This is a genomic window from Ruegeria sp. BHSC037, assembly GCF_059613045.1.
Genome location: NZ_JBXWRT010000010.1, coordinates 125,792 through 146,372, shown reverse-complemented (window position 1 = coordinate 146,372; position 20,581 = coordinate 125,792). Strand labels below are relative to the sequence as shown.

Below are 20,581 nucleotides of genomic sequence, written 5' to 3'. Positions count from 1 at the left end.
TTGGCGTCCGACAACGTGATCAGGCCATACAGTACGCCGCGCACTACCATGGCCTTCCTAGAGGCGACCCACCGACTGGTATCGGGCGGCGGCAGATCGGCCCGCGACAGAACCGTTCCATCCGGCAGGGTTATCGACCTTGGTCCCTCAACTTTGTGCAAATACATCCTACGACCCTTTTTCTTTTGTCACAAAGCTGGCGTCAGTCTACTTAATGCGGCGTGAAACCGCCTCTTGAGAGTGCGTAGAATTTTCTTATATTCTGCCGGTCTTTCTTAACCCGGACTGGAACAGCCCATGGCCCTCGACACCGAGACTCCTCTGAACTCGCTTGGCTTTGCCAAACCCCCGTCGGAAACGCGGGTGGTCGTTGCCATGTCGGGCGGTGTCGACAGCTCGGTCGTGGCGGCTTATCTGGCGGATCAGGGCTATGACGTGGTCGGTGTGACGCTGCAACTGTATGACCACGGGGCGGCGCTGGCCAAAAAGGGCGCGTGTTGCGCCGGGATCGACATCCACGACGCCCGCCGCGTGGCCGAGGAGCGCGGCTTTCCGCACTACGTTCTGGATTATGAAAACATCTTCAAGGACGCCGTGATCGACGAGTTCGCCGACAGCTATCTGGCCGGCGCGACTCCGGTGCCCTGCATCCGCTGCAACGAGCGCGTCAAGTTCAAGGATCTGCTGGAAACGGCCAAGGATCTCGAGGCCGACTGCATGGCCACCGGCCACTACATCCAGCGCAAGATGGGCCCCAATGGCCCCGAATTGCACTGCGCCGAAGATGCCAACCGCGACCAGTCCTATTTCCTGTTCTCGACCACGCCCGAGCAGCTGGAATTCCTGCGCTTTCCGCTGGGGCACCTGCCCTCGAAGGACGCGACCCGCAAGATGGCTGCGCAATACGGGCTGAGCGTGGCGGACAAGCCCGACAGCCAGGACATCTGCTTCGTGCCCAACGGCAACTATGCCAGCGTGATCGAGAAACTGCGTCCCGGCGCGGCCGAACCCGGCGAGATCGTTCACGCCGACGGCCGCGTTCTGGGTCAGCATGAGGGCGTGATCCACTACACTATCGGCCAGCGACGCGGTCTTGGCATCGGCGGGCTCAGTGAGCCGCTCTATGTCGTCAAGCTGGACGTGGACCGCAAACAGGTCGTCGTCGGCCCCAAAGAGATGCTGGCCACCCGCACCATCCCCGTGCGCGAGATCAACTGGCTAGGCGATGCGCCCTTCACCTCGCAGAAGGCATGGCACGTCTCGGTCAAGGTCCGCTCGACCCGCCCCCCGCGCGAAGCGATTATCCGTCCGCTGACCGAAACCACCGCCGAAGTCGAATTGCTGACACCAGAGGAAGGTGTTTCTCCCGGGCAGGCCTGCGTGTTTTATGAAACCGGGGGCAGCCGCATTTTTGGCGGTGGCTGGATCTGGCGCGGTTACTGAACCGCGTCGGTCCACGAGTTGCTGAGGATATAAAGCCCGGCGCAGATCATGACATAGGGCACAAGGTATTCCAGGCGTTGTGCCAGACGTCCTGTCATGATCTGGGCGCGCCCACCGATCAGCCCCACAACCGCAAGAAAGAGAGCGGCCAGGCCGGCCCCTAGCACACCTGCCAGCCTGAAATCGGGGGTCGAGTCGGCCAGCAAGGGGGCGAGGACCGCAAACGTGTCCATCGAAAGACTTGTGAACACCAGCATGGTCACCAGTGCCGAGGCGCTGCCCGGCACAGCGGGGGCGGCCTGCGCCTGTGCTCCGCGAAGCTGTCGAAAGGCTCCGAAAAGCCCCAAGGCCAGAGGGATCGTGCCGAGGTAGCCAGCCCGGTGCGGCACCACATCCTCGACCCCCAGTGCCAGCAGGAAGGCCACGCCGATCACCAGCCCCTGTGCCAGCAGGAACCCCAGAACGGCGCGCTGCGGACCGGTGACGATCATCAGGGCGACCAGAGCCATGAGGTTGTCGAGATTGGTCAGAACCTGTGCCATGAAGGCCGAGGCCGCAAAGACCACATGGTCCAGCATCACGGCTTCATCCGCTCCAACACCGCGCGTGCAGCTCGAAGACCGGGCGCTTCGCCACCGCGGCCGAGACGTTCCATCGTGACGGCCATTGCCTGCTCCTGCGCGCCCGGCGCGGCCGACACGGCGCCAAGCGCGGCGGCGATGGTTTCGGGCGTGCAATCATCCAGCAGGCATTCCGGCACCGTTCGGGTCTCGGATACGAGGTTGACCAGTGTGACCGTATCCAGCTTGACCATGCGCTCGGCGATCTTCTGGGTCAGCCAGGTCAGCTTGTAGGCAATCACCATCGGCGTAGATTGGGCCGCCAGTTCCAGCGAGACCGTGCCGGACGCGGCCAGGGCGATCTCGGCTGCGGCAAAGGCCGCGCGCTTGCTGGCCACCGCCTGATCCGTGTCGATGTTGCGGGGGTCCACCACGACCGGTTGACCCGGCCAGGACCGGACATGGGCGGCCACGGTATCGGCCACATGCGCGACCGCAGGAACCACCACCCGCATGTCGGGGCGGTCTTTCAGGTATAGATCAAGCGCCGCGCCAAATACGGGCGCCAGCCGATCGACCTCGCCCCGGCGCGAGCCGGGCAAGGCCAGCAGGATCGGCGCGTCGCCAAGACCGTGATCGGCGCGGAACTGCGCGATCTGCGCGTCGGTTGCAACCGGCTCGCTGGCCACTGGGTGGCCGACGAAGTCGCACTCCATTCCGGCGTTTTCCATATAGGGCGGCTCGAACGGCAGCAGGGCCAGAACATGGTCGATGACCTTGGCCATCTTGTCCGCCCTCTTGGGGCGCCAGGCCCAGACGCTGGGCGCGACATAGTGCACGGTCCGTATGTTGCTGCGCGCCTTGACCTGCTTGGCCACGCGCAGCGAAAAGTCGGGGCTGTCGATGGTGATCAGAACGTCGGGCTGGGTGTCCAGAACGGCCTGAGCGGTTTCGGAGATGCGGCGCTTGAGGTGAAAGAACTTGGGCAGAACCTCGACTAGGCCCATCACGCTGAGCTCGGACATCGGAAAGCGGCTGACCAGACCCTGGGCCTGCATCAGCGGCCCGCCGACCCCGTCGAATTCGACATCCGGAACAAGGGTCTTCACCCCCTCCATCAGCGCACCGCCGAGACGGTCGCCCGACGGCTCACCGGCGACCAGAAAGACACGCATCACATTGCCCGCTCGTGCACGTGCAGAAACAGGCCCAGGCGGTCGCATTCCGCGATCACTTGGGGCCGGTCCAACACGATCACCCCGCCCTTTTCGACGACGATACCGGTCAGGCCAGCCGCAACCGCGCCGGTCACCGTGTCTGGCCCGATGGAGGGCAGATCGGCGCGCCGGTCCTGACCGGGTTTGGGCCCCTTGAACAGAATGCCGCCGCCGGCATCGGGGCGCGCAGCCAGAGACTGCAGCATCCACGCCGTACCGAATGCGCCCTCGACCGCCAGAACCTGCCCTTGATGCACCACGCAGGCCTGCCCGATATCGGCGGCCCCCATCGCCCGCAACACGCCGACGGCCCGGTTGGCATCGGCCAGCTCGGCCTCGGTCGGTTGCGCCTGGGTCAGGCATCCCAGAGGGGGCAGCAGGTCGGGCGCGATCTGGTGCGCGGCCTGCACCTGCAGACCGGCATCCTCGAGAACACCGATCACCGCCCGCAACGCGCCATCGTCGCCCGACACCAGCGCCCGCTGGATGATCGGAACCAGCGGCGCGGTCTGCGCGTCGATGCGGCCCGGGTCGATTTTTGGGCGGCGCACCGCACCGGCCATGCAGATATTGGTCACGCCGCGCGCCTTCAGCTCGGCAATGAAACTGCCGAGATGCTCCAGGGGAAAGGTGATGTCGGGGCGCAACCTGTCGGGCTCGAACCCCTCAAGGGCGCAGATCAGCGGACGTTCGGCCAGATGCGAGACCAGTTCATCCGGCAAAACGCCCGTTCCCGCGATCAAGGCCAGCATCGGCTCATTTCCTCGGCGTCAGGAACGACCGGTCGGACTCGCCGGTCACGAATTCCACGATCCGGCGGACATAGTCGCTGTCGGTGTCGTCCCCCAGCCGCTTGACGCGGTCCAGGAACGTTCCGTCGCCTTGCGCCATCTCGCGGAACGCGGCACGCAGGGCCGAGATGTCCGCCCGCGGTACCCCGCGCCGCTTGAGGCCCACCAGGTTCAGACCCTCCAACTCGCCCCGCGGAGCCTGAACCAAGCCATAGGGGATGACATCGTTGGGCACCATGGTCAACGCGCCGATGATGGCGCCGCGGCCCACGCGCACCCATTGATGCAAGCCGGAAATGCCACCGATGATCACGTCATCCTCGATGATGCAGTGACCGGCGGCGCCGGAATGGTTCACCATGATCACCCGGTTACCGATCTGTACGTCATGGGCCACATGAACTCCGGCCATCAGCAAGCAGTCATCGCCGATACGGGTCACGCCGCCGCCGCCCTCGGTGCCGGTGTTGATCGTCACGTGCTCGCGGATGCGGTTGCGTTTGCCGATCTCCAGCCGCGTGTCCTCTCCGCCGAATTTCAGATCCTGCGGGATTTCACCGATCACAGCGAAGTTGAAGATTACGCAGTCCTCACCGATCGAGGTGTCGCCGGTCACGACCACGTGCGATTTCAACTCGACCCGGTCGCCCAGCCGGACCTTGGGGCCGATATGGCAGAACGGACCGATCACGCAATCCTGACCGATCTGCGCACCGTCTTCGATGATGGCACTGGGATGAATGCGGCTCATGCTGTCTTTTCCATGTCCCAATCGACATAGGCCGAGAACTCGGCTTCGGCCGCCACTTCACCGTCCACGGTCGCGCGGCCGCTGAACTTGAAGATCTTGCCGCCTTTCTTGCCGCGCACGGTTTCCACATGCATCTTCAGCACGTCGCCCGGCACTACCTTGCGGCGGAATTTGCACTTGTCGATGTTCATGAAATAGATCAGCAACTCGCTGTCGATCACGTCCATGCCGACACCCAGCATCACGCCAGCGGTCTGGGCCATCGCCTCGACGATTGTCACGCCGGGCATGATCGGCGTTCCGGGGAAATGACCCTGGAAATGCGGCTCGTTCATGGTGACGTTCTTGATGCCGACCGCCGACTGATAGCCGTTGATCTCGACAACCTTGTCAACCAGCAGGAACGGATAGCGATGCGGCAGGATCCGTTGGATCAGCTGGATGTCGGCGCTCTTGGTGTCCGTGGTCATGTTCCGGGTGTCCTGTTTTCGAGGTGTGGTTTCCGCGTGGTTAGCAATACCACCGTGCGAGAGCAAGCCGCGCTAGGGTTTGTCACGCTCTTCCAGCCCGGCCCCGTCGCCGATGGCCGCGTCGATCCGCCGGATCGCCACATCGGTGATATCCGAGGCATCCGAGCTGAGAAAGACGTTCGCGCGTTCGATGATGATCGACGCCCCCGTATCGCGCAGCAGATCGATCAGAACAGGGCGTGACAGTTCGACAAACCTGACCCGCGCCTCTTCGCTGCGTCGCGACAGCGCATCCAGTTTGGCACGCTGGCTTTCGCGGTGCGACTGCACTTTCTGGTCGAACGCTTCGGCCAACGGTTGAAACTCGTCCGGGGTCAAGACGCTGCGTTTGTCGGTCAGCTCCTTTTCCTCGCGGCTCAGCTCGGCCACGATGCGTTCGTTCTCCTCGGCCAGTGCACGGCTTTCCGCCTCGATCTCGGCCCGGATCCGCTTGCCGAAGGCCGACTCGGCGAACATCCGGTCACTGGATATGGTCAGCACCCCCGATTGCGGAATGCCCAACTGCTGAGCCGATGCGGGGCCCGCCGCCAAAGCGAATGCCAAAATGCACAGGGCCCGAAGAGGGCCCTGCACTGTTCTGGATATGTGTTTCAGCATGAACGTCAGAACCGCGCCTGAATGGTGAAGTCAAAGTTCTGTTCTTTGTCGAAGTCTTCCTTGACCAACGCTTTCGAGAAGTTGAAGCGCAAGGGGCCAAACGGCGTATCCCACAACAGCGACACGCCTATGACATGGCGGAGCGACCCGTCGGCGCCGACGATATTGGCCCCGGTCGTGTCGACATTGTCGATGTCCCACAGGTTGCCGACGTCATAGAAGACACCGCCGCGTAGGCCCAGTTCCTCGGGCAGGCCCAGCGGGAAATCGGACTCGAAGCGCGCCACCCAGTAAAGGTTGCCGCCGATCGCGTCGTCCTGGCCGTTCGACAGATCCCGTGGGCCCAGACCGGCCGGTTCGAACCCGCGGAAGATGTTGGGCCCCAGAACATAGCGGTCGAGGGTTCGGCTGAAGTCGTCTCCCTGCCAATGCAGGGCGCCGGCCTCGAACGAAGCCCGCAGGGTCATTTCCTCGTTCAGCACCTTGGTCTGGGCGATGGCGCGGGCGGAGGTCTTTAGGAACTTGTTGTCCCCGCCCAAACCGGCGGCATCCACGCCGACTTCGAACAACGCACCCGCGTTGGGGTTCAACCCGCCGATCCGGCTGTCATAGACATAGGACAGGCCGAGCGAGCTGGTCGACCGCTTGCCCTGCGCGATTTCCGAAGCGATCACCGCCCCGTTCACCTGGCTGTCCTGCTGCGTCATCTCGCTGTCGTTCCAGTTGTAGCGCAGCTTCAGCGCCGACAGCTCTCCGATCGCATAGCTCAGCTGCGGGTTGAAGAACACGGTCTTGGTGTCATAGCTGGCAAAGCTCGAGTTTGTGGAGGACAAACCAAGCCCCAGATCGAAGCGCAGTTTGCGGCCCAGAAGATAGGGTTCGGTGAAATTCAGGATGTACTGTTCTGAATCCTGCGCCGTAGACAGCGTCACACCCAAAGCCTGCCCTCGGCCCAAGAAGTTCCGTTCTTCGAGCCCGATCGCGATGCCGAACCCGTCCGAAACCGAATAGCTGCCGCCCAGGCTCAGCGAGCCGGTGGGTTGCTCCTCGACATCGACATCCACGATCACCTGACTGGGGCTGGACCCTTCACGCGTGTCCACGTCGGCGACCGCAAAGAAGCCCAGGGCACGAATACGCTCGGCGCTCTGGCGGATTTCACGCGGGTTGAACGGATCACCCTCGACCGTGTCGAACTGGCGCCGGATCACCCGATCCAGCGTTGTTGTGTTGCCTTCGATGTCGATGCGTTCGACAAAGATGCGCGGCCCTTTGGTCAGGACGAACTCGACATCCAGCGTCAGGTCGCGGTTGTTGCGGGTCACCCGCGGCTCGACCCGTAGGAAATCGACGCCGTTTTTCAGGCCCAACCGCTCCTGGCGGGTGATCGAATTCTCGATCAGCGTGGGCGAATAGGTCACGCCGGGCTTGATCTTCAACGCGGCTTGATAGGGCGCTGCGTCGACACCGGGAATCTCGCTGACGGTCGTCACCTTGCCGAACGAAAATTTCTGTCCTTCGGTGATGTTCATCACCAGATAGAACGCATCCCGTTCGCGGGTAAATTCGACATTGGCGCTGTTGACGCGAAAATCTATGTAGCCGCGCGACAGGTAGAAATCACGCAGCACCTGCTTGTCGAACTCGATACGGTCGGCGATGAACGTATCGCCGCGCAGGAAGGTCCGAAGGATGTTGGCCTGTTTGGTTTCCAGCACGCGCCGAAGGCGGCGGTCGGAATAGGCGCGGTTGCCCACGAAGCTGACGCGCTCAATCTCGATCGTGGTGCCTTCGGCGACCTCGAACACCAGATCAACGCGGTTGTCGCTGCGACGGATGATGCGCGGAATGACGGTGGCGGATACCCTGCCCTGCGCCGAGTAGATCTCCGCGATCACGTCGGCATCAGCCTCGGCCACCTGCGGGGTGAACACTCGGCGCGGCTGCGACGAAATCGCATCCAGCAGGACGTCATCCTTGACCCGCCGGTTGCCCTCGATGCTGATGCGGTTGATCGTCGGGTATTCCTGGACCTTGATCGCAAGCGTGCTGCCGCGCGGGGTCAGCTCGACTGTCTCAAAAACACCACTGTCAAGCAAACGCTGATAAGCGTCGTTCAGCTGGCCCGCCGTGACGGTCTGACCGGGCGTGATTCCCGTCCGGCTGATGATCGTCGAGGTTTCAATACGCCGGTTGCCTTCGACATCGAACGAATTGAACGTGTACGACTGTGCCCAGGCGGATTGCGAAAATACCGCAAGCCAAAGCGCTGAAACGAGGAAAAAAACCGATAGAAGCTGCCACAAAATGTTGGTTTCGGGCTCGACTGCACCGCAGGATATGCCCGCGTCTTCCCTGTATGCCATGTTTATCTCTGCCTGGTTCTGGGACTTTGAATTTGAGTACCGTTAATGGCACATCTTGTCAAAAGCCCAAAAGCAAAACGCGGCCGCAAGGGGCCGCGCAGCTAGAACCGGTGCTGGTAAAGAATCACAAAGAGGCCAGAAATGCCCCGCCCGCCAAGGCCAGCGCGGTGATGCCAAAGCTGAGCAGAAAATCCCAGTTCAGGACGAACAGGAAGTTGACCCCCTGATATGATTTTCGCAATGCACCTGTCATGATCTTCAGCCCACTTCGTTGGAAACGAGTATCACCTACGTCGCAATTGAGGCGAATTTGCGGCGCCCGGAAGGCGCCGCTGCCTCAATCAGCAAAACAGATCGTTGCCGAGCGCGAAGATCATCAAGGTCAGGATCACTGTCACGCCGATGCCCATCATGATCTGGAATACCCGCTCGCTGGGCGGCTTACCCGAAACCGCCTCGTAAGCGTAGAACATCAGGTGGCCACCATCCAACGCGGGGATCGGGAACAGGTTCAACAGGCCCACGGCGGTGGACAGCACCGCGATGAACGACAAGAAATTCTGCGCCCCCTGGCTGGCCATGTCGCCCGAAGTTTCGGCAATGCCGATCGGCCCCGACATGTTGCAAGTGCTGATGGCCCCGGTGATCATGTGCCAGATGCCCGAAAGCGAGCCCTCGATGATTCGCCAAGTCTGTTGCAGGCCGGCACCTGCGGCCTCGAACAGCCCCGCCGGTTCGGTGGCCGGCTCCAGCATCAACCCGCCGACGATCCCGATCCGCCAATGGGTCTTGAAACCACCATCGGGCTGCGGTTCGTCGGTCCGGCGCGGGGCCAGCGCGAATTCAAGCTCGGCCCCATCGCGCCAGACATCCAGCAACAGCACCTTGCCGTTCGAGCTTTCGACCTTGTCCTTCAACTGATCGAAAGCAAAAATCGGCTCTCCGTCCACTGCGGTGATCACGTCGCCGGGCGCAAGCTGGATATCCATCGCCGCGCTTCGCGGTGCGACCCGGCTGATCAGCGGCGGAAACAGGTATGGCGCCTCGACATCGATGGTCTGTCCGTCGCGCTTTACGGTGTAGGTCAGCACGGGCTCTTCGGGCAGTGCATCGGTGAAATCGGTCCAGGCGTCCTCGGCGTCGAAATCCGGCACCGGGATTCCCTCGATCGCCAGGATCTCATCCCCTTCGCGCAGCTCTTGCACGGTTCCCGGCAGCGGTTTCAGCGTGCCCGCGGTCAAAGGTTCGCGGGTCACCCCCTGCGACCAGAAGATCGCCGCGAATACCAAAATCGACATGACAAAGTTAAACACCGGTCCGGCCGCCACCGTTGCCGTGCGCGCCCACAGCGGCGCTCCGTGCATCGTATGACGCAGTTCTTCGGGGCTTTTACTGGCGATCTCGTCAATTGCCGCCGAATCCTTGCCCGACGCCGCGTTTGAATCGCCCAGGAATTTGACGTAGCCCCCAAACGGCAGCACCGCGATCTGCCAGCGCGTGCCGCGCTTGTCCACGCGGCTCCACAGAACCGGGCCGAACCCGATCGAGAACACCTCGGCATGGATCCCCGACCAGCGCCCGACGATATAGTGGCCGTATTCATGCACGGCGACGATCACCGACAGGGCCACGACGAAGGCAGCGATCGTGTAGATCAATCCACCAAATTGCGGGATCAGCGAGAGTATGTCCAAAAGTCTATCCTGCTCTTCTCAGTACGGCGTCATCCACCCATTGACGTGCCAGATGGTCCGCTTTCAACACGTTATCAAGGGTCATCGGGGCATCAATGAGGCCGCCTGCGTCCTCGAACCGGTCCAGAACCGCCGCCACCGCGTCGGACATGTCGAGAAATCCAATGCGCTGGCCTATGAAGTGATCCAGTGCACGTTCCTTGGCGGCGTTGAACACTGCACCAGACAGACCTCCGCGCGCCATGACCTCGCGCGCCAGCCGCAGCGCCGGATAGCGCGCCGGGTCGGGGTCACGGAACCGCAACTGTCCCAGACGGGCCAGATCCAGCCGGGGTACCGGCAGCTCGCGCCGCTCGGGCCAGTGCAGCGCATAGCCGATCGCGTGGCGCATGTCGGGCGCGCCCAGATGCGCCATCACCGCCCCGTCGCGAAACCCGACCAACGCGTGAACGATCGATTCGGGGTGGATCACGACTTCGATCCGGTCGGGCGCGATACCGAAGAATTCCTTTGTTTCAATGACCTCCAGCGCCTTGTTGAACATCGACGCGCTGTCGATGGTAATACGCTGACCCATGTCCCAGTTCGGGTGGCTCGACGCCTGCTCGACCGTCGCCTGCGCCAGCCGCTCGACCGGCCAGTCGCGAAACGCCCCACCGCTAGCGGTTATGATGATGCGCTCGACCGCGGCCATGTCCTCGCCCACCAACGCCTGGAACACGGCGGAATGCTCGCTGTCCACCGGCAGCAGGCGCGCACCATGCCGCCTTGCTGTCTCAAGCACCAGAGACCCGGCACAGACCAGTGTTTCCTTGTTGGCCAGCGCCAGCGTCGCCCCCTGTTCCAGTGCCGCCAGCCCGGGCGCCAGACCCGCCGCGCCGACGATGGCCGACATCACCCAGTCGGCCGGACGCGCCGCGGCCTCGACCAGCGCGGTCGCCCCGGCCGCTGCTTCGATTCCGCTGCCTTCCAACGCGGCGCGCAGGTCTTCCAACCTGTCGTCGAACGCGGTCACTGCGACCTGCGCGCGCAGGCGCCGGGCATCCTCGGCCAGTTGCCGGATATTCGCGCCACCGGTCACGGCCACCACGTCATAGACGGTCGGGTCCCGCGCGATCAGGTCGATGGTGTTCTGCCCGATGGAACCGGTGGCGCCAAAGATGGAGACCTTGCGCATCACATCTCTCCGGGGGCGTAGAACAGACTTGCAATCAGAACCAGCAGCGATGCCCCCATCATGCCGTCGAACCGGTCCAGAAACCCGCCGTGGCCCGGAATCAGGTCCGAACTGTCCTTGACTCCGAATTTCCGCTTGGTCGCGCTTTCCACGATGTCTCCCGCCTGGCTGGCCATCGAGGCCAAAACCGAGATCAGAACCAGCCCGGGCCCGAGGCTTGCATAAACCGCGAACGCGGCGCCCACCAAAGCAGCGGCCACCCAGCCGCCCACCGTACCCGACCAGGTTTTCTTGGGGCTGACCTTGGGCCAGAATTTCGGCCCGCCGATGGCCTTGCCCGCGAAATAGCCCGCCACGTCGGTGGCGACGACGACCGCGATCAGCCAGATCATCCAGCCAAAGCCCATGTTCTCGCGGATCGAGATGAATCCGAAACCCGCCGCCGCGATCCAGATCGCAAACAGAGCATAGATCCCGCGCGCGCGCCCCACCTGCCCGGCTCCGACCAGCGCCGGCGCGATCAGAACCGGCAAAGTGGCCACCGGCGGCAGATAGGTGGCCAAAAGAACCGCCACGGCGGTCAGCACGGATAATTGCACCGCAACTCCGGCCCGCTGCGGGTCAACCATGCGGACCAGTTCCCAGATCATGATACCGCAGGCCGCGGCGATGAAGGTCTCGAACCACAGCCCGCCCAGCCAAACCTCGACCGCGCCGATTGCCACCAGAACCACCGCCGACAGAACGCGGACGGTCAGATCGGACCAACGCCCGTCACTCATGCGGGGACGGCTCCGAACCGGCGTTCACGCGATCCGTAGCTTTTGCACAGTCGCTCAAGCTCCGAGGCCGTGAAATCCGGCCACAGCGTTTCGATGAACTCGTATTCCGAATAGGCCGACTGCCACAGAAGGAAATTCGAGATCCGCGCCTCGCCACTGGTCCGGATCACCAGATCAGGATCGGGCAGAACCCGCGTATCCAGGTATTTCGGCAGCGTCTCCTCGTCCACGTCATCGGGGCACAGCTTGCCTTCGGCGACATCCCTGGCCAACCGTTTGGTTGCGCGAGCTACCTCGTCCCGGCCTCCGTAGTTCAGCGCCACGGTCAGATGCACCAGGTCGTTGTCGGCAGTTTCCCGTTCCAGCTGGTCCATCAGCTCGATCAGCTTGGCATCCAGCCGGACCCGGTCTCCAATGAACCGGACCCTGACACCGCTTTCGGCAAGCGTCCGGGTTTCCTTTATGATGTACCGTTTGAACAGGCTCATCAGGCCCGCAACTTCAACTTGAGTCCGCTTCCAGTTCTCGGTCGAAAAGGCAAAGATCGTCAGGTATTTGATCCCCAGCCCCGGGCAGGCTTCGACAACTTCGCGCACGCGCCGCGCCCCGGCATGATGCCCGTACAGACGCGGACGGCCACGGGCCTGAGCCCACCGCCCGTTGCCATCCATGATGATGGCCACATGGCGCGGCCCGCACAACTCGCCGATCAGGGGATCCTTGGGCATCTCCGCGTCTCAGACCTGCATGATTTCCGCCTGTTTCGCCTCAAGCGCGGCGTCAACGGCCTTGATCATCTGATCCGTCAGTTCCTGCACTTCGCTCTCCCAGAATTTCTGGTCATCCTCGGACAGGCCGTCAGCCTTGGCCTTTTTGATCTGGTCCATCCCGTCACGGCGCACATTGCGAATGGCCACGCGGGCATGTTCGGCATACTGGCCGGCCACCTTGCCCAGTTCGCGCCGGCGTTCCTCGTTCAGCTCGGGGATCGGCAGCATGATGATGGTGCCGTTCAGTTGCGGGTTGATGCCCAGACCGCTCTCGCGGATTGCCTTTTCCACCTTGCCGACCAGCGACTTGTCCCACACGTTGATGGTGACCATGCGCGGTTCGGGGACGTTAACGGTGCCCACCTGGTTGATCGGAGTCATCGACCCATAGGCGTCAACCATGATCGGATCCAGCATCGAAGCCGAGGCCCGGCCGGTGCGCAGCGACGCAAACTCGGTGCGCAGATTGGCCATGGCGCCCTCCATGCGGCGCTTCAGATCGTCGGTATCCAGTTCGAAGTCATCAGACATGCTGCTCACTCCCCTTATTCAGGTCTGTTTGCTAGGGTCATAAGCCATCGCAAATGGGATGTATAGCAATGATGAGCGCCAAAAGCCTCGACGACCGGACTCCGTTTGTCGCCATACGTCGATACGTGAACAAAAACCGGCCCCAATGAGGCCGGTTCCGATTTGACGACAATCCGCCCGTCAGGCATTCACGTCCAGCACGACGCGACCCTTGACCCGGCCTTTCAGAATGTCTTCGCCCAGTTTTGGCAGATCCTTCAGCGTTGCCGGCTGGATCATCGAATCCAGCTTGTCCATCGGCAGGTCCGTCGCGATCCGTTTCCACGCGCGTACGCGATTGTCGTAGGGCTGCATCACGCTGTCGATTCCCAGCAGGTTCACCCCCCGCAGCAGGAACGGAATCACCGTTGCCGGCAAAGCCGCGCCCCCCGCCAACCCGACGGCGGCGACCGAGCAGCCATATTTCATCTGTCCCAGCACACGCGCCAGCATCGAACCACCCACTGCATCGACACACCCGGCCCATGTCTCGCTCTCGAGCGGGCGTTTGGTGGTCTCATTCAACTCCTCGCGCGGCACGATGGTCGCAGCGCCCAGAGATTTCAGATACTCCCCGGCCTCCGGGCGCCCTGTCACGGCCGCGACTTCGTAACCCAGATTCGCCAGAATCGCGGTCGCGACCGAGCCCACGCCACCGGCCGCACCGGTCACCAGAACCGGACCTCGGTCCGGCGTCAGACCATGATCTTCCAGCGCCATGACCGCCAGCATCGCGGTAAAACCGGCGGTTCCCACCGCCATTGCCTGGCGCGTGCTCAACCCCTGCGGCAGAGGCACAAGCCAATCGGCCAGCGCGCTGGCTTTCTGGGCATACCCGCCCCAATGTGCCTCACCCACGCGCCACCCGGTCAACACCACCTTGTCGCCGGGTTTGTACCTGTCGTCCGAGGATTCTTCTACCGTTCCCGCATAGTCGATCCCCGGCACATGCGGATAGTTGCGAACCAGACCACCGCCTTTGGGTGACATGCACAATCCATCCTTGTAGTTGACGGTCGAGTACTCCACGGCCACCCGCACATCCCCATGCGGCAGATCGTCTTCCGAAATCTGCTTGATCACCGGGGTTGCCAGGCCGCTTTCTTCGTCCTTCTCCATCACCAAAGCGTTGAACATGCTCACATTCCTTTCCTTCCTCTCGGCCAGACGACTTCTTCATCTGGCCCCAAATATCCCGGGGGAGTCGCGCAGCGACGGGGGCAGAGCCCCCTTCCCGGCTCAAATCCAGAACTTCGCCTGCACGACTGCATCCCGCATGCCGTCCGGTGTCTCGACCTCAATCCGTGTTCCCGGATCCCAGTGGCTCAGCCGCAGCATACCGATCGACACGTTGGTTTGGAAATCCGGCGACCAGGTGGCCGAAGTCACCTGACCCACGCGCTTGCCGCCACCATATACCGGCCACGGCCGATCACAGGGTGGCACCGCTTCACCCTCGATCGCGATCGGGCGGATTTGCTGAACCGGCCCCTCCTTGGCCACCCGCAACAGCGCATCCCGCCCGATACAGCCAATGGCCGTATGCGTGTTGCAGAACTTGCCCAACCCGCACTCATGGGGCGTGTTGTCGTCCGTCATGTCGTTGCCGTAAGACAGCAACCCGCCTTCGATCCGCTCGATCAGGTTGGGGCAACCCGCCCGAACCTGCAGGTCCTCTCCGGCGGCGAAAAGCGCGTTCCACAAAGGCATGCCGATGTCGCCGCCCTCGACATAGATCTCGAACCCGCCCTGTTTGGAATAGCCCGACCGTGCAATCGCCAAATCACGCCCCTCGAACTGGAACATGTCGAACTTGAAGAAGCGGATATCACGCACCCGGTCCCCGAAGACCCGCGCCAACAGATCATCCGACTTGGGTCCCTGCACCGCCAAGGGCGACACGTCCGGCTCGTCCACCAGAACATCCAGTCTATACCCGTTGGCCAGGCCCTTGACCCACAAAAGCAAGTCGCTGTCTGCGATCGAGATCCACCAGCGGTCATCCGCCAGTTTCACCGCCACGGGATCGTTCAGCATGCCCCCTGTTTCGTCCACGATCGGCACATAGTAGCATTGACCCGGCAACATGCCGCGCAGGTCGCGCGGGGTCAGCATCTGCATCAGCCGCGCCGCATCGGGGCCGCGCAGTTCGACCTGCCGCTCGCAGGCCACATCCCAGACCTGCACATGGGTCTTGAGATGCCGATAGTCGGCCTCCACGCTTTCAAACACCGTCGGCAGCAACATCCGGTTGTAGACGGTATAGCCTTTGACACCGGCCGCCTCGACCCCATCAGAGAACGGCGTGCGCCGCAGCCGGCGCGACAAAGAAATCTGTGGCACTTAGACCTCCTCGGGCAAGAAAACGAGATCACTGACCGGAGCCCCAGAACCGGCCTCGGTCAGCATTTTGTGGATTTGTCCCCGGTGATGAGTTTGATGATTGAAAAAATGCATCACGCACACGGCGTAAGGCATTGTAATATTTTTCTCTTTCACTCCGGAGTACCAAGTGAGCAACCCACTGATCGGGTCATCTCCCTGGGTGTCCGCCCAGGCATCGATCGGCGGGTCGATCGTTTCGCGCAGCGGTAGCCAGTGATCCAGATCGGCGCACAGATGGCAGCTTTCTTGGATGCCGCCGCCTTTGCGGTGCGGGGGGCTGTCCGGGCTAGGACCCGTGCCAAACCGCGACATCCCGATCCAGTCGCCCCAAAGCAGATGGTTCGCCTTGCCCAGGATCGACCCGAAGAACGCGCCACGTTCCCGGGTCAATTCCACGGGCGAAAGCTGTTGAAGAAAGCCCGCCAACTGGCTGTTCTGCCAGCGGTTATAGCGGGCCATCCGCCGGGCAAAGGCGCCGGTGATCATTACCGGGGCCCGTGCCAGTCGATCTGACAGATCTCGGCGGAGCGGCCGTCGAAATCCCAGACCCGGCCGAAGGCGCGCACCTTGCCCTTGGTTGCGGTGGCAACGGTGATGTCCGGGCCCATCCAGTATTCGGTGTTGGTGACGACGATCTCCTTGCCGTCCTTGCCCTCAACCGGGACCACCGCGCCCTGGATCTTCTTGCCGACCATCAGGCGGCGTTCCTTGCCTTCGGTTTCGAAATGCACCGGCGACCGCTCGGCCCCCAGGAACTCGCTGACCAGAACCGAGAACAGCCCCGTCGTACCGCGCGCCGCGCCCGAGAAGATGTTGACCAGCCCCTCATAGGCCGCCTCGGACGCGCGGTCGTCGATGAAGGCCGCAGCCTTCCAGTTGCCGCGCCCCATGTTGCCGGGGATTTCCAGGAACAGGCCCACGTTCAGACCCGACAGGTCCTCGTCGCCATATTGGCCCTCATCGATGCGGATGCCCGCCCAGGCCTGGCAGTAGCCCTCGGTCGGCGGATGCTTCCCAAGGCTGACCACGCAGGGGCAGAACACCGTGCAGTTGCAGTTCAGGATCAACTCGCCCTTGATGGTCCAGGGCACCGTGCCCACCGTATCCAAAGCCATGTCTGTCTCTCCTCTTGTCAGACTGTCGTAAACGCGACCCAGGCGGCCCCGATCAGCAACGCCACGCCCAGCGGGCGGGTCACCAGTCGGCCCAGGTCGGGCAATTTCTCGAAAACCATCAACAGCGTCGCCAGCCCCATGAAGGCCAGGTTCATCACGCCGCCCACGAAGGCCAGCAGCATCAGCGCCCAGCAGCAGCCCAGGCAGACCAGCCCCAACCGCAGACCGTTGCGCCAGGGGCCTTCCTCCCAGTGCTGGATGAAGAAGGTCAGCGGATGGCGGCACTTGCTCAGGCAGGCCTCTTTGATGGCCGAAAACTGGTACAGGCCTGCGACAGCCAGAAGGCCGGCGGACAGCAGCCCCGAGACGCTTTCGCCCAACCCGTTCAGCGCACCCGCCCGGAACAGCGCCATTTGCGCCAGCGCGGCCAGAACGGAAAAGCCAAACCAGACCGTCAGATACCCCGCCAGCAAATGCCCGAACCTTGTGCCCTGCGCGGCGTGGGACAGGTCGTCATAGGTGGCAAAGGCCGGCAAAGCCGTCGGCGCCATCATCGCCGCCGACATCAACGCCCACATGGCCACCATCTTCAGCAGCCCCGCCGCATCAGGGGTCACCGCGCACAGGCTGCGCCAGAAATCCTCGCCGTATACCGCACCAAGGGCGCGCATCTCGGCCGGCACCGCCATCAGGTACAGCGCCCCCCAGGCCGACAGGATCGCAGCGAACAGGCCCAGCCAATGCGGCGCTGTCATGGCTCTCATCCGGTCCACAGTCACGGCCCTCCCTGCGACTCACTCCTTGCTTTTCAAATGTCAGACTTTTAAATGTCAGACAAATAAATTTTTCACGGTGACCCCAAGAAGATGAAAATCGACCCGCAGAAAAGCACCGACCTATCTGCGCAGATCGCCCAGGCCATCCGCGATGCGATCGTATCAGGAGAGCTGATCGTGGACGAGCGCCTGCCCTCGGAATCCGAGCTGGCGGATCAGTTCCAAGTGTCGCGTCCCACCGTGCGTGAGGCGCTGAAGCGGCTGGCGGCACAGTCGTTGATCCGCACACAGCGCGGCGCGACCGGAGGTGCGTTCGTCAACCGGTTGAGTTTCCAGGACGCCTATTCCCAGCAGATCACGACTTCGACGCTGCTGCTGTCGATGAACGAGGTCAGCTTCGACACCGCCTGCGAGGCCCGCTATGCGTTGGAACGGGCCTGCGCGCCCCTGTCGGCGCAGCGGCGCACCGCAGATCAACTGGCCACCATGCGCGCGGAAATTTTCCGCCAGGCGCAACCCGGTTTGACGGATGAGGCCTTCTGCGCCTCGGACGTGGCTTTTCACCGGGCGCTGGTCGATGGTGCGGGCAACCCTGTCCTGTCCTATCAACTGGCCGGCGCGGTCGAGGCGATGCAGCCCCTGATGAACATGATCACCTTTACCGCCCGCTCGCGCGAGGAGATCATCCGCCTGCACAGCAAGATCGCCGACGCGCTGGAGGCGCAAGACGCCGAGACCGTCGACGCTGCGCTGGTCGAGCTGGAAACCTACACGCGCCACCTTGCCCATGACGTGGCTGAACGTCGGCGGAAACCGGCCTGAGCGCCGCTTGAATAATTCTTGACGCATCACATCAACGGAAAGGACACTCGGGCAGGCAGACCATCATCCGGCGGGAAGACCGGCACTCTCAATAAAATTGATTTTCAATGACTTACGGGAGGACGTTATGAACAAAAGACCGGATCCGACATTTTATCCATCCGCCAAACTGGCCATGGAGGCCCCGCCCGAGACCCTGGCCTTCACGCTGATGCTCAGCCCTGATTTCTCGCAGCCCGACGGCTTGGCCGTGGTAAACGTCGACCCAACTTCGGGCGACTACGGCAAGATCGTTCACAAGGTGATGATGCCCAACAAGGGCGACGAGTTTCACCATTTCGGATGGAACGCCTGTTCCTCGGCCCTGTCGCCGCTGACCGGCCACGCCTTCCTTGAGCGCCGGTACCTGATCATCCCCGGTATCCGATCGAGCCGGATCTATGTCATCGACGTGAAGGACCCGCTTCAGGCCTATATCCACAAGATCATCGAACCCGAGGAAGTCTTTGCAAAAACTGGATATTCCCGCCCGCACACGATTCACTGCGGCCCTGAAGGCATCTATGTCAGCACCCTGGGCGGCGGCGGCGAGAAGGGCACTGACGGTCCACCGGGCATCTTCATCATGGACTGTGAAACCTTCGACATCATCGGGCGTTACGAGATCGAACGCGGCGTGCAGGACAAGCACTATGATTTCTGGTGGAACCTGCCGCGTGACTACATGGTCAGTTCCGAATGGGGCCTGCCGCCGCAATTCGAGAACGGCCTGCTACCCGAGGACCTTCTGTCGAACAAATATGGCCACCGGATTCATTTCTGGAACCTGCGCGACCGCACCAACATCCAGACCATCGACCTAGGCGAGAACCACCAGATGGCGCTGGAAATCCGGCCTGCGCACGATCCTGTCAAGGAATACGGGTTCTGCGGCGTGGTGGTCGACACCACCAACCTGCAGGGCGCGATCTTTACGTGGTGGCGCGACAAGAAAGGCAAGTTCCACGCCAAAAAGACCATTACGATCGACCCCCAACCCGCTGATCCTGCTGATCTTCCCGAACTTCTTAAAGGGTTCTCGGCGGTGCCGCCGCTGGTCACCGACATCGACCTGAGCCTGGATGACAAATACCTTTACGTCGCGTGCTGGGGTACCGGTGAAATGCACCAATACGATGTCTCGGACCCGATGAAGCCCAAACTGGCCGACAACGTCGAGATCGGCGGAATCGTCAAGAAGACCAAGCACCCCAACGGCAAGGACTTTGGCTATGGCCCGCAAATGGTCGAGATCAGTCGTGACGGGAAACGCGTCTATTGGACCAATTCGCTCTATTCCACCTGGGATGATCAGTTCTATCCCGGCGAGCGCGGCGCGGCGATGGTCAAGGCGGATGTCGGCAAAAAAGGCGGCCTGAAGCTCGACAGGAACTTCTGGGTCGAATTCCCCAAAGGTTATCGCGCCCATCAGATCCGGCTTGAGGGGGGAGACTGCTCCACCGACAGTTTCTGCTACCCTTCGGTCTGAATTGGACGTCTTGATGACATCGACGGCCGGCCTCTGGCTGGCCGTTTTGCTGAGCGGCGCCTATCACGGGCTGAACCCCGGCATGGGCTGGCCGCTGGCCGTGTCGGCTGCATTGATGGAGCAACGTCAATCCGCCTTGTGGCGCGCGTTGGCAGCCTTGGCGGGCGGGCATTTCTTGGCGATGCTGGGCGTATTGCTGCCCTTTGCGGTGATGACCATCCTCGTAGACTATCAGCGCGAAATCCGGATCGGAGCAGCCCTGATCGTGATCGCCATGGGCTTCTACATCGCGATCACCCGTCGGCATCCACGGTTCCTGGCGCGCGTGCCTCCCAGTAGGCTGGCACTGTGGTCGTTTCTGGTGGCGCTGGCGCATGGTGCGGCGCTTATGCTTGTGCCGATCTATCTGGGCCTGTGCGGACTGGACGAGCTGGATACCGGCCACAGAGCCTTGTCAGAGATCATGGGCACCAATGGCCTGCTGGTTCTGACGGTGGCCGCGGTCCATACCGGCGCGATGATGCTGGGTGGCGGCGCGCTGGCGTTCGCGGTCTATCGCTGGCTGGGCCTGCAATTCCTGTCGCGCAGCTGGTTCAACCTGGAAATGGTCTGGGCGCTCAGTCTGATCCTCGTGGGCGTGCTCGGCCTGTGGGCCGCAATCTGAGGTCTTCCCCCTGCCCCGAAACAGATTAGGTTCGATTGGCAGG

General features: G+C 62.5%; 23 protein-coding genes. 4 read left to right on the top strand and 19 right to left on the bottom strand.

What is annotated here, in order from left to right:
* Nucleotides 1-167, bottom strand: a 167-nt coding sequence (locus AC2FMN_RS11825; RefSeq protein ID WP_496688364.1) for a DUF1153 domain-containing protein, incomplete at its 3' end; no start/stop codon positions are given.
* A gap of 130 nt (nucleotides 168-297) precedes the next feature.
* On the opposite strand from AC2FMN_RS11825, the gene mnmA reads away from it, so the two are divergent.
* Nucleotides 298-1,443: a tRNA 2-thiouridine(34) synthase MnmA gene (mnmA, locus tag AC2FMN_RS11820; protein ID WP_496688359.1), complete on the top strand. Its 1,146-nt coding sequence runs from the start codon at nucleotides 298-300 to the stop codon at nucleotides 1,441-1,443.
* Here mnmA and AC2FMN_RS11815 read toward each other — a convergent pair.
* The 18 genes from AC2FMN_RS11815 to AC2FMN_RS11730 form a co-directional block, all read right to left on the bottom strand.
* Nucleotides 1,437-2,021, bottom strand: coding sequence for a hypothetical protein (locus tag AC2FMN_RS11815; protein WP_496688357.1), 585 nt, complete (start codon nucleotides 2,019-2,021; stop codon nucleotides 1,437-1,439). The genes mnmA and AC2FMN_RS11815 overlap by 7 nt on opposite strands.
* On the bottom strand, nucleotides 2,021-3,178 hold the full coding sequence (gene lpxB / locus AC2FMN_RS11810) for a lipid-A-disaccharide synthase (RefSeq protein WP_496688356.1): 1,158 nt from the start codon (nucleotides 3,176-3,178) through the stop codon (nucleotides 2,021-2,023). Before lpxB ends, AC2FMN_RS11815 begins: the two co-directional genes overlap by 1 nt.
* Nucleotides 3,178-3,972: an LpxI family protein gene (locus AC2FMN_RS11805; protein ID WP_496688354.1), complete on the bottom strand. Its 795-nt coding sequence runs from the start codon at nucleotides 3,970-3,972 to the stop codon at nucleotides 3,178-3,180. The genes lpxB and AC2FMN_RS11805 overlap by 1 nt, the downstream gene beginning before the upstream one ends.
* Nucleotides 3,973-3,976: 4 nt before the next feature.
* Nucleotides 3,977-4,762, bottom strand: coding sequence for an acyl-ACP--UDP-N-acetylglucosamine O-acyltransferase (gene lpxA, locus AC2FMN_RS11800; RefSeq protein WP_496679955.1), 786 nt, complete (start codon nucleotides 4,760-4,762; stop codon nucleotides 3,977-3,979).
* Entirely contained in the window at nucleotides 4,759-5,232 is a 474-nt protein-coding gene (gene fabZ, locus AC2FMN_RS11795) for a 3-hydroxyacyl-ACP dehydratase FabZ (protein WP_496679954.1), read from the bottom strand. The genes lpxA and fabZ overlap by 4 nt, the downstream gene beginning before the upstream one ends.
* A gap of 72 nt (nucleotides 5,233-5,304) precedes the next feature.
* A complete protein-coding gene (locus tag AC2FMN_RS11790; RefSeq protein WP_496688352.1) occupies nucleotides 5,305-5,889 on the bottom strand; it encodes an OmpH/Skp family outer membrane protein in 585 nt (194 codons plus the stop codon).
* Nucleotides 5,890-5,894: 5 nt separating this feature from the next.
* Nucleotides 5,895-8,255 (bottom strand): outer membrane protein assembly factor BamA, encoded by a 2,361-nt coding sequence (bamA, locus tag AC2FMN_RS11785; RefSeq protein ID WP_496679951.1) that lies wholly within the window; start codon nucleotides 8,253-8,255, stop codon nucleotides 5,895-5,897.
* Between the two features lie 124 nt (nucleotides 8,256-8,379).
* Nucleotides 8,380-8,508 (bottom strand): hypothetical protein, encoded by a 129-nt coding sequence (locus AC2FMN_RS11780; RefSeq protein ID WP_496688350.1) that lies wholly within the window; start codon nucleotides 8,506-8,508, stop codon nucleotides 8,380-8,382.
* A gap of 88 nt (nucleotides 8,509-8,596) precedes the next feature.
* Complete coding sequence (gene rseP / locus AC2FMN_RS11775) at nucleotides 8,597-9,949, bottom strand: RIP metalloprotease RseP (protein WP_496688348.1); 1,353 nt, start codon at nucleotides 9,947-9,949, stop codon at nucleotides 8,597-8,599.
* A gap of 4 nt (nucleotides 9,950-9,953) precedes the next feature.
* Nucleotides 9,954-11,126, bottom strand: coding sequence for a 1-deoxy-D-xylulose-5-phosphate reductoisomerase (gene dxr / locus AC2FMN_RS11770; RefSeq protein ID WP_496688346.1), 1,173 nt, complete (start codon nucleotides 11,124-11,126; stop codon nucleotides 9,954-9,956).
* Nucleotides 11,126-11,908 carry a phosphatidate cytidylyltransferase gene (locus AC2FMN_RS11765; RefSeq protein WP_496688344.1) on the bottom strand — a complete coding sequence of 261 codons (783 nt, stop codon included), beginning with the start codon at nucleotides 11,906-11,908 and terminating at the stop codon, nucleotides 11,126-11,128. Before AC2FMN_RS11765 ends, dxr begins: the two co-directional genes overlap by 1 nt.
* The gene (gene uppS, locus AC2FMN_RS11760) at nucleotides 11,905-12,636 is read right to left on the bottom strand and encodes a polyprenyl diphosphate synthase (RefSeq protein WP_496688342.1); all 732 of its coding nucleotides are present in this window, start codon (nucleotides 12,634-12,636) and stop codon (nucleotides 11,905-11,907) included. Before uppS ends, AC2FMN_RS11765 begins: the two co-directional genes overlap by 4 nt.
* A gap of 9 nt (nucleotides 12,637-12,645) precedes the next feature.
* A complete protein-coding gene (frr, locus tag AC2FMN_RS11755) occupies nucleotides 12,646-13,209 on the bottom strand; it encodes a ribosome recycling factor (protein ID WP_496688340.1) in 564 nt (187 codons plus the stop codon).
* Between the two features lie 180 nt (nucleotides 13,210-13,389).
* Nucleotides 13,390-14,385 (bottom strand): acryloyl-CoA reductase, encoded by a 996-nt coding sequence (acuI, locus tag AC2FMN_RS11750; protein WP_496688339.1) that lies wholly within the window; start codon nucleotides 14,383-14,385, stop codon nucleotides 13,390-13,392.
* Between the two features lie 102 nt (nucleotides 14,386-14,487).
* Nucleotides 14,488-15,591 (bottom strand): dimethylsulfoniopropionate demethylase, encoded by a 1,104-nt coding sequence (locus AC2FMN_RS11745; protein WP_496688337.1) that lies wholly within the window; start codon nucleotides 15,589-15,591, stop codon nucleotides 14,488-14,490.
* The gene (locus tag AC2FMN_RS11740; protein WP_496688335.1) at nucleotides 15,592-16,119 is read right to left on the bottom strand and encodes a DinB family protein; all 528 of its coding nucleotides are present in this window, start codon (nucleotides 16,117-16,119) and stop codon (nucleotides 15,592-15,594) included.
* Nucleotides 16,119-16,748 carry a DUF1326 domain-containing protein gene (locus tag AC2FMN_RS11735; protein WP_005983316.1) on the bottom strand — a complete coding sequence of 210 codons (630 nt, stop codon included), beginning with the start codon at nucleotides 16,746-16,748 and terminating at the stop codon, nucleotides 16,119-16,121. The genes AC2FMN_RS11740 and AC2FMN_RS11735 overlap by 1 nt, the downstream gene beginning before the upstream one ends.
* A gap of 17 nt (nucleotides 16,749-16,765) precedes the next feature.
* Nucleotides 16,766-17,503, bottom strand: a complete 738-nt coding sequence (locus AC2FMN_RS11730; protein WP_496688334.1) for a DUF2182 domain-containing protein — start codon at nucleotides 17,501-17,503, stop codon at nucleotides 16,766-16,768.
* 111 nt (nucleotides 17,504-17,614) lie between these two features.
* Between AC2FMN_RS11730 and AC2FMN_RS11725 the strand changes: the two genes are divergently transcribed.
* From AC2FMN_RS11725 to AC2FMN_RS11715, 3 genes are all read left to right on the top strand, one after another.
* The gene (locus AC2FMN_RS11725; protein WP_496688332.1) at nucleotides 17,615-18,346 is read left to right on the top strand and encodes a FadR/GntR family transcriptional regulator; all 732 of its coding nucleotides are present in this window, start codon (nucleotides 17,615-17,617) and stop codon (nucleotides 18,344-18,346) included.
* 127 nt (nucleotides 18,347-18,473) lie between these two features.
* Entirely contained in the window at nucleotides 18,474-19,874 is a 1,401-nt protein-coding gene (locus AC2FMN_RS11720; protein ID WP_496688330.1) for a selenium-binding protein SBP56-related protein, read from the top strand.
* Between the two features lie 13 nt (nucleotides 19,875-19,887).
* Nucleotides 19,888-20,538, top strand: a complete 651-nt coding sequence (locus AC2FMN_RS11715; RefSeq protein ID WP_496688328.1) for a hypothetical protein — start codon at nucleotides 19,888-19,890, stop codon at nucleotides 20,536-20,538.
* Nucleotides 20,539-20,581 lie beyond the last annotated feature (43 nt).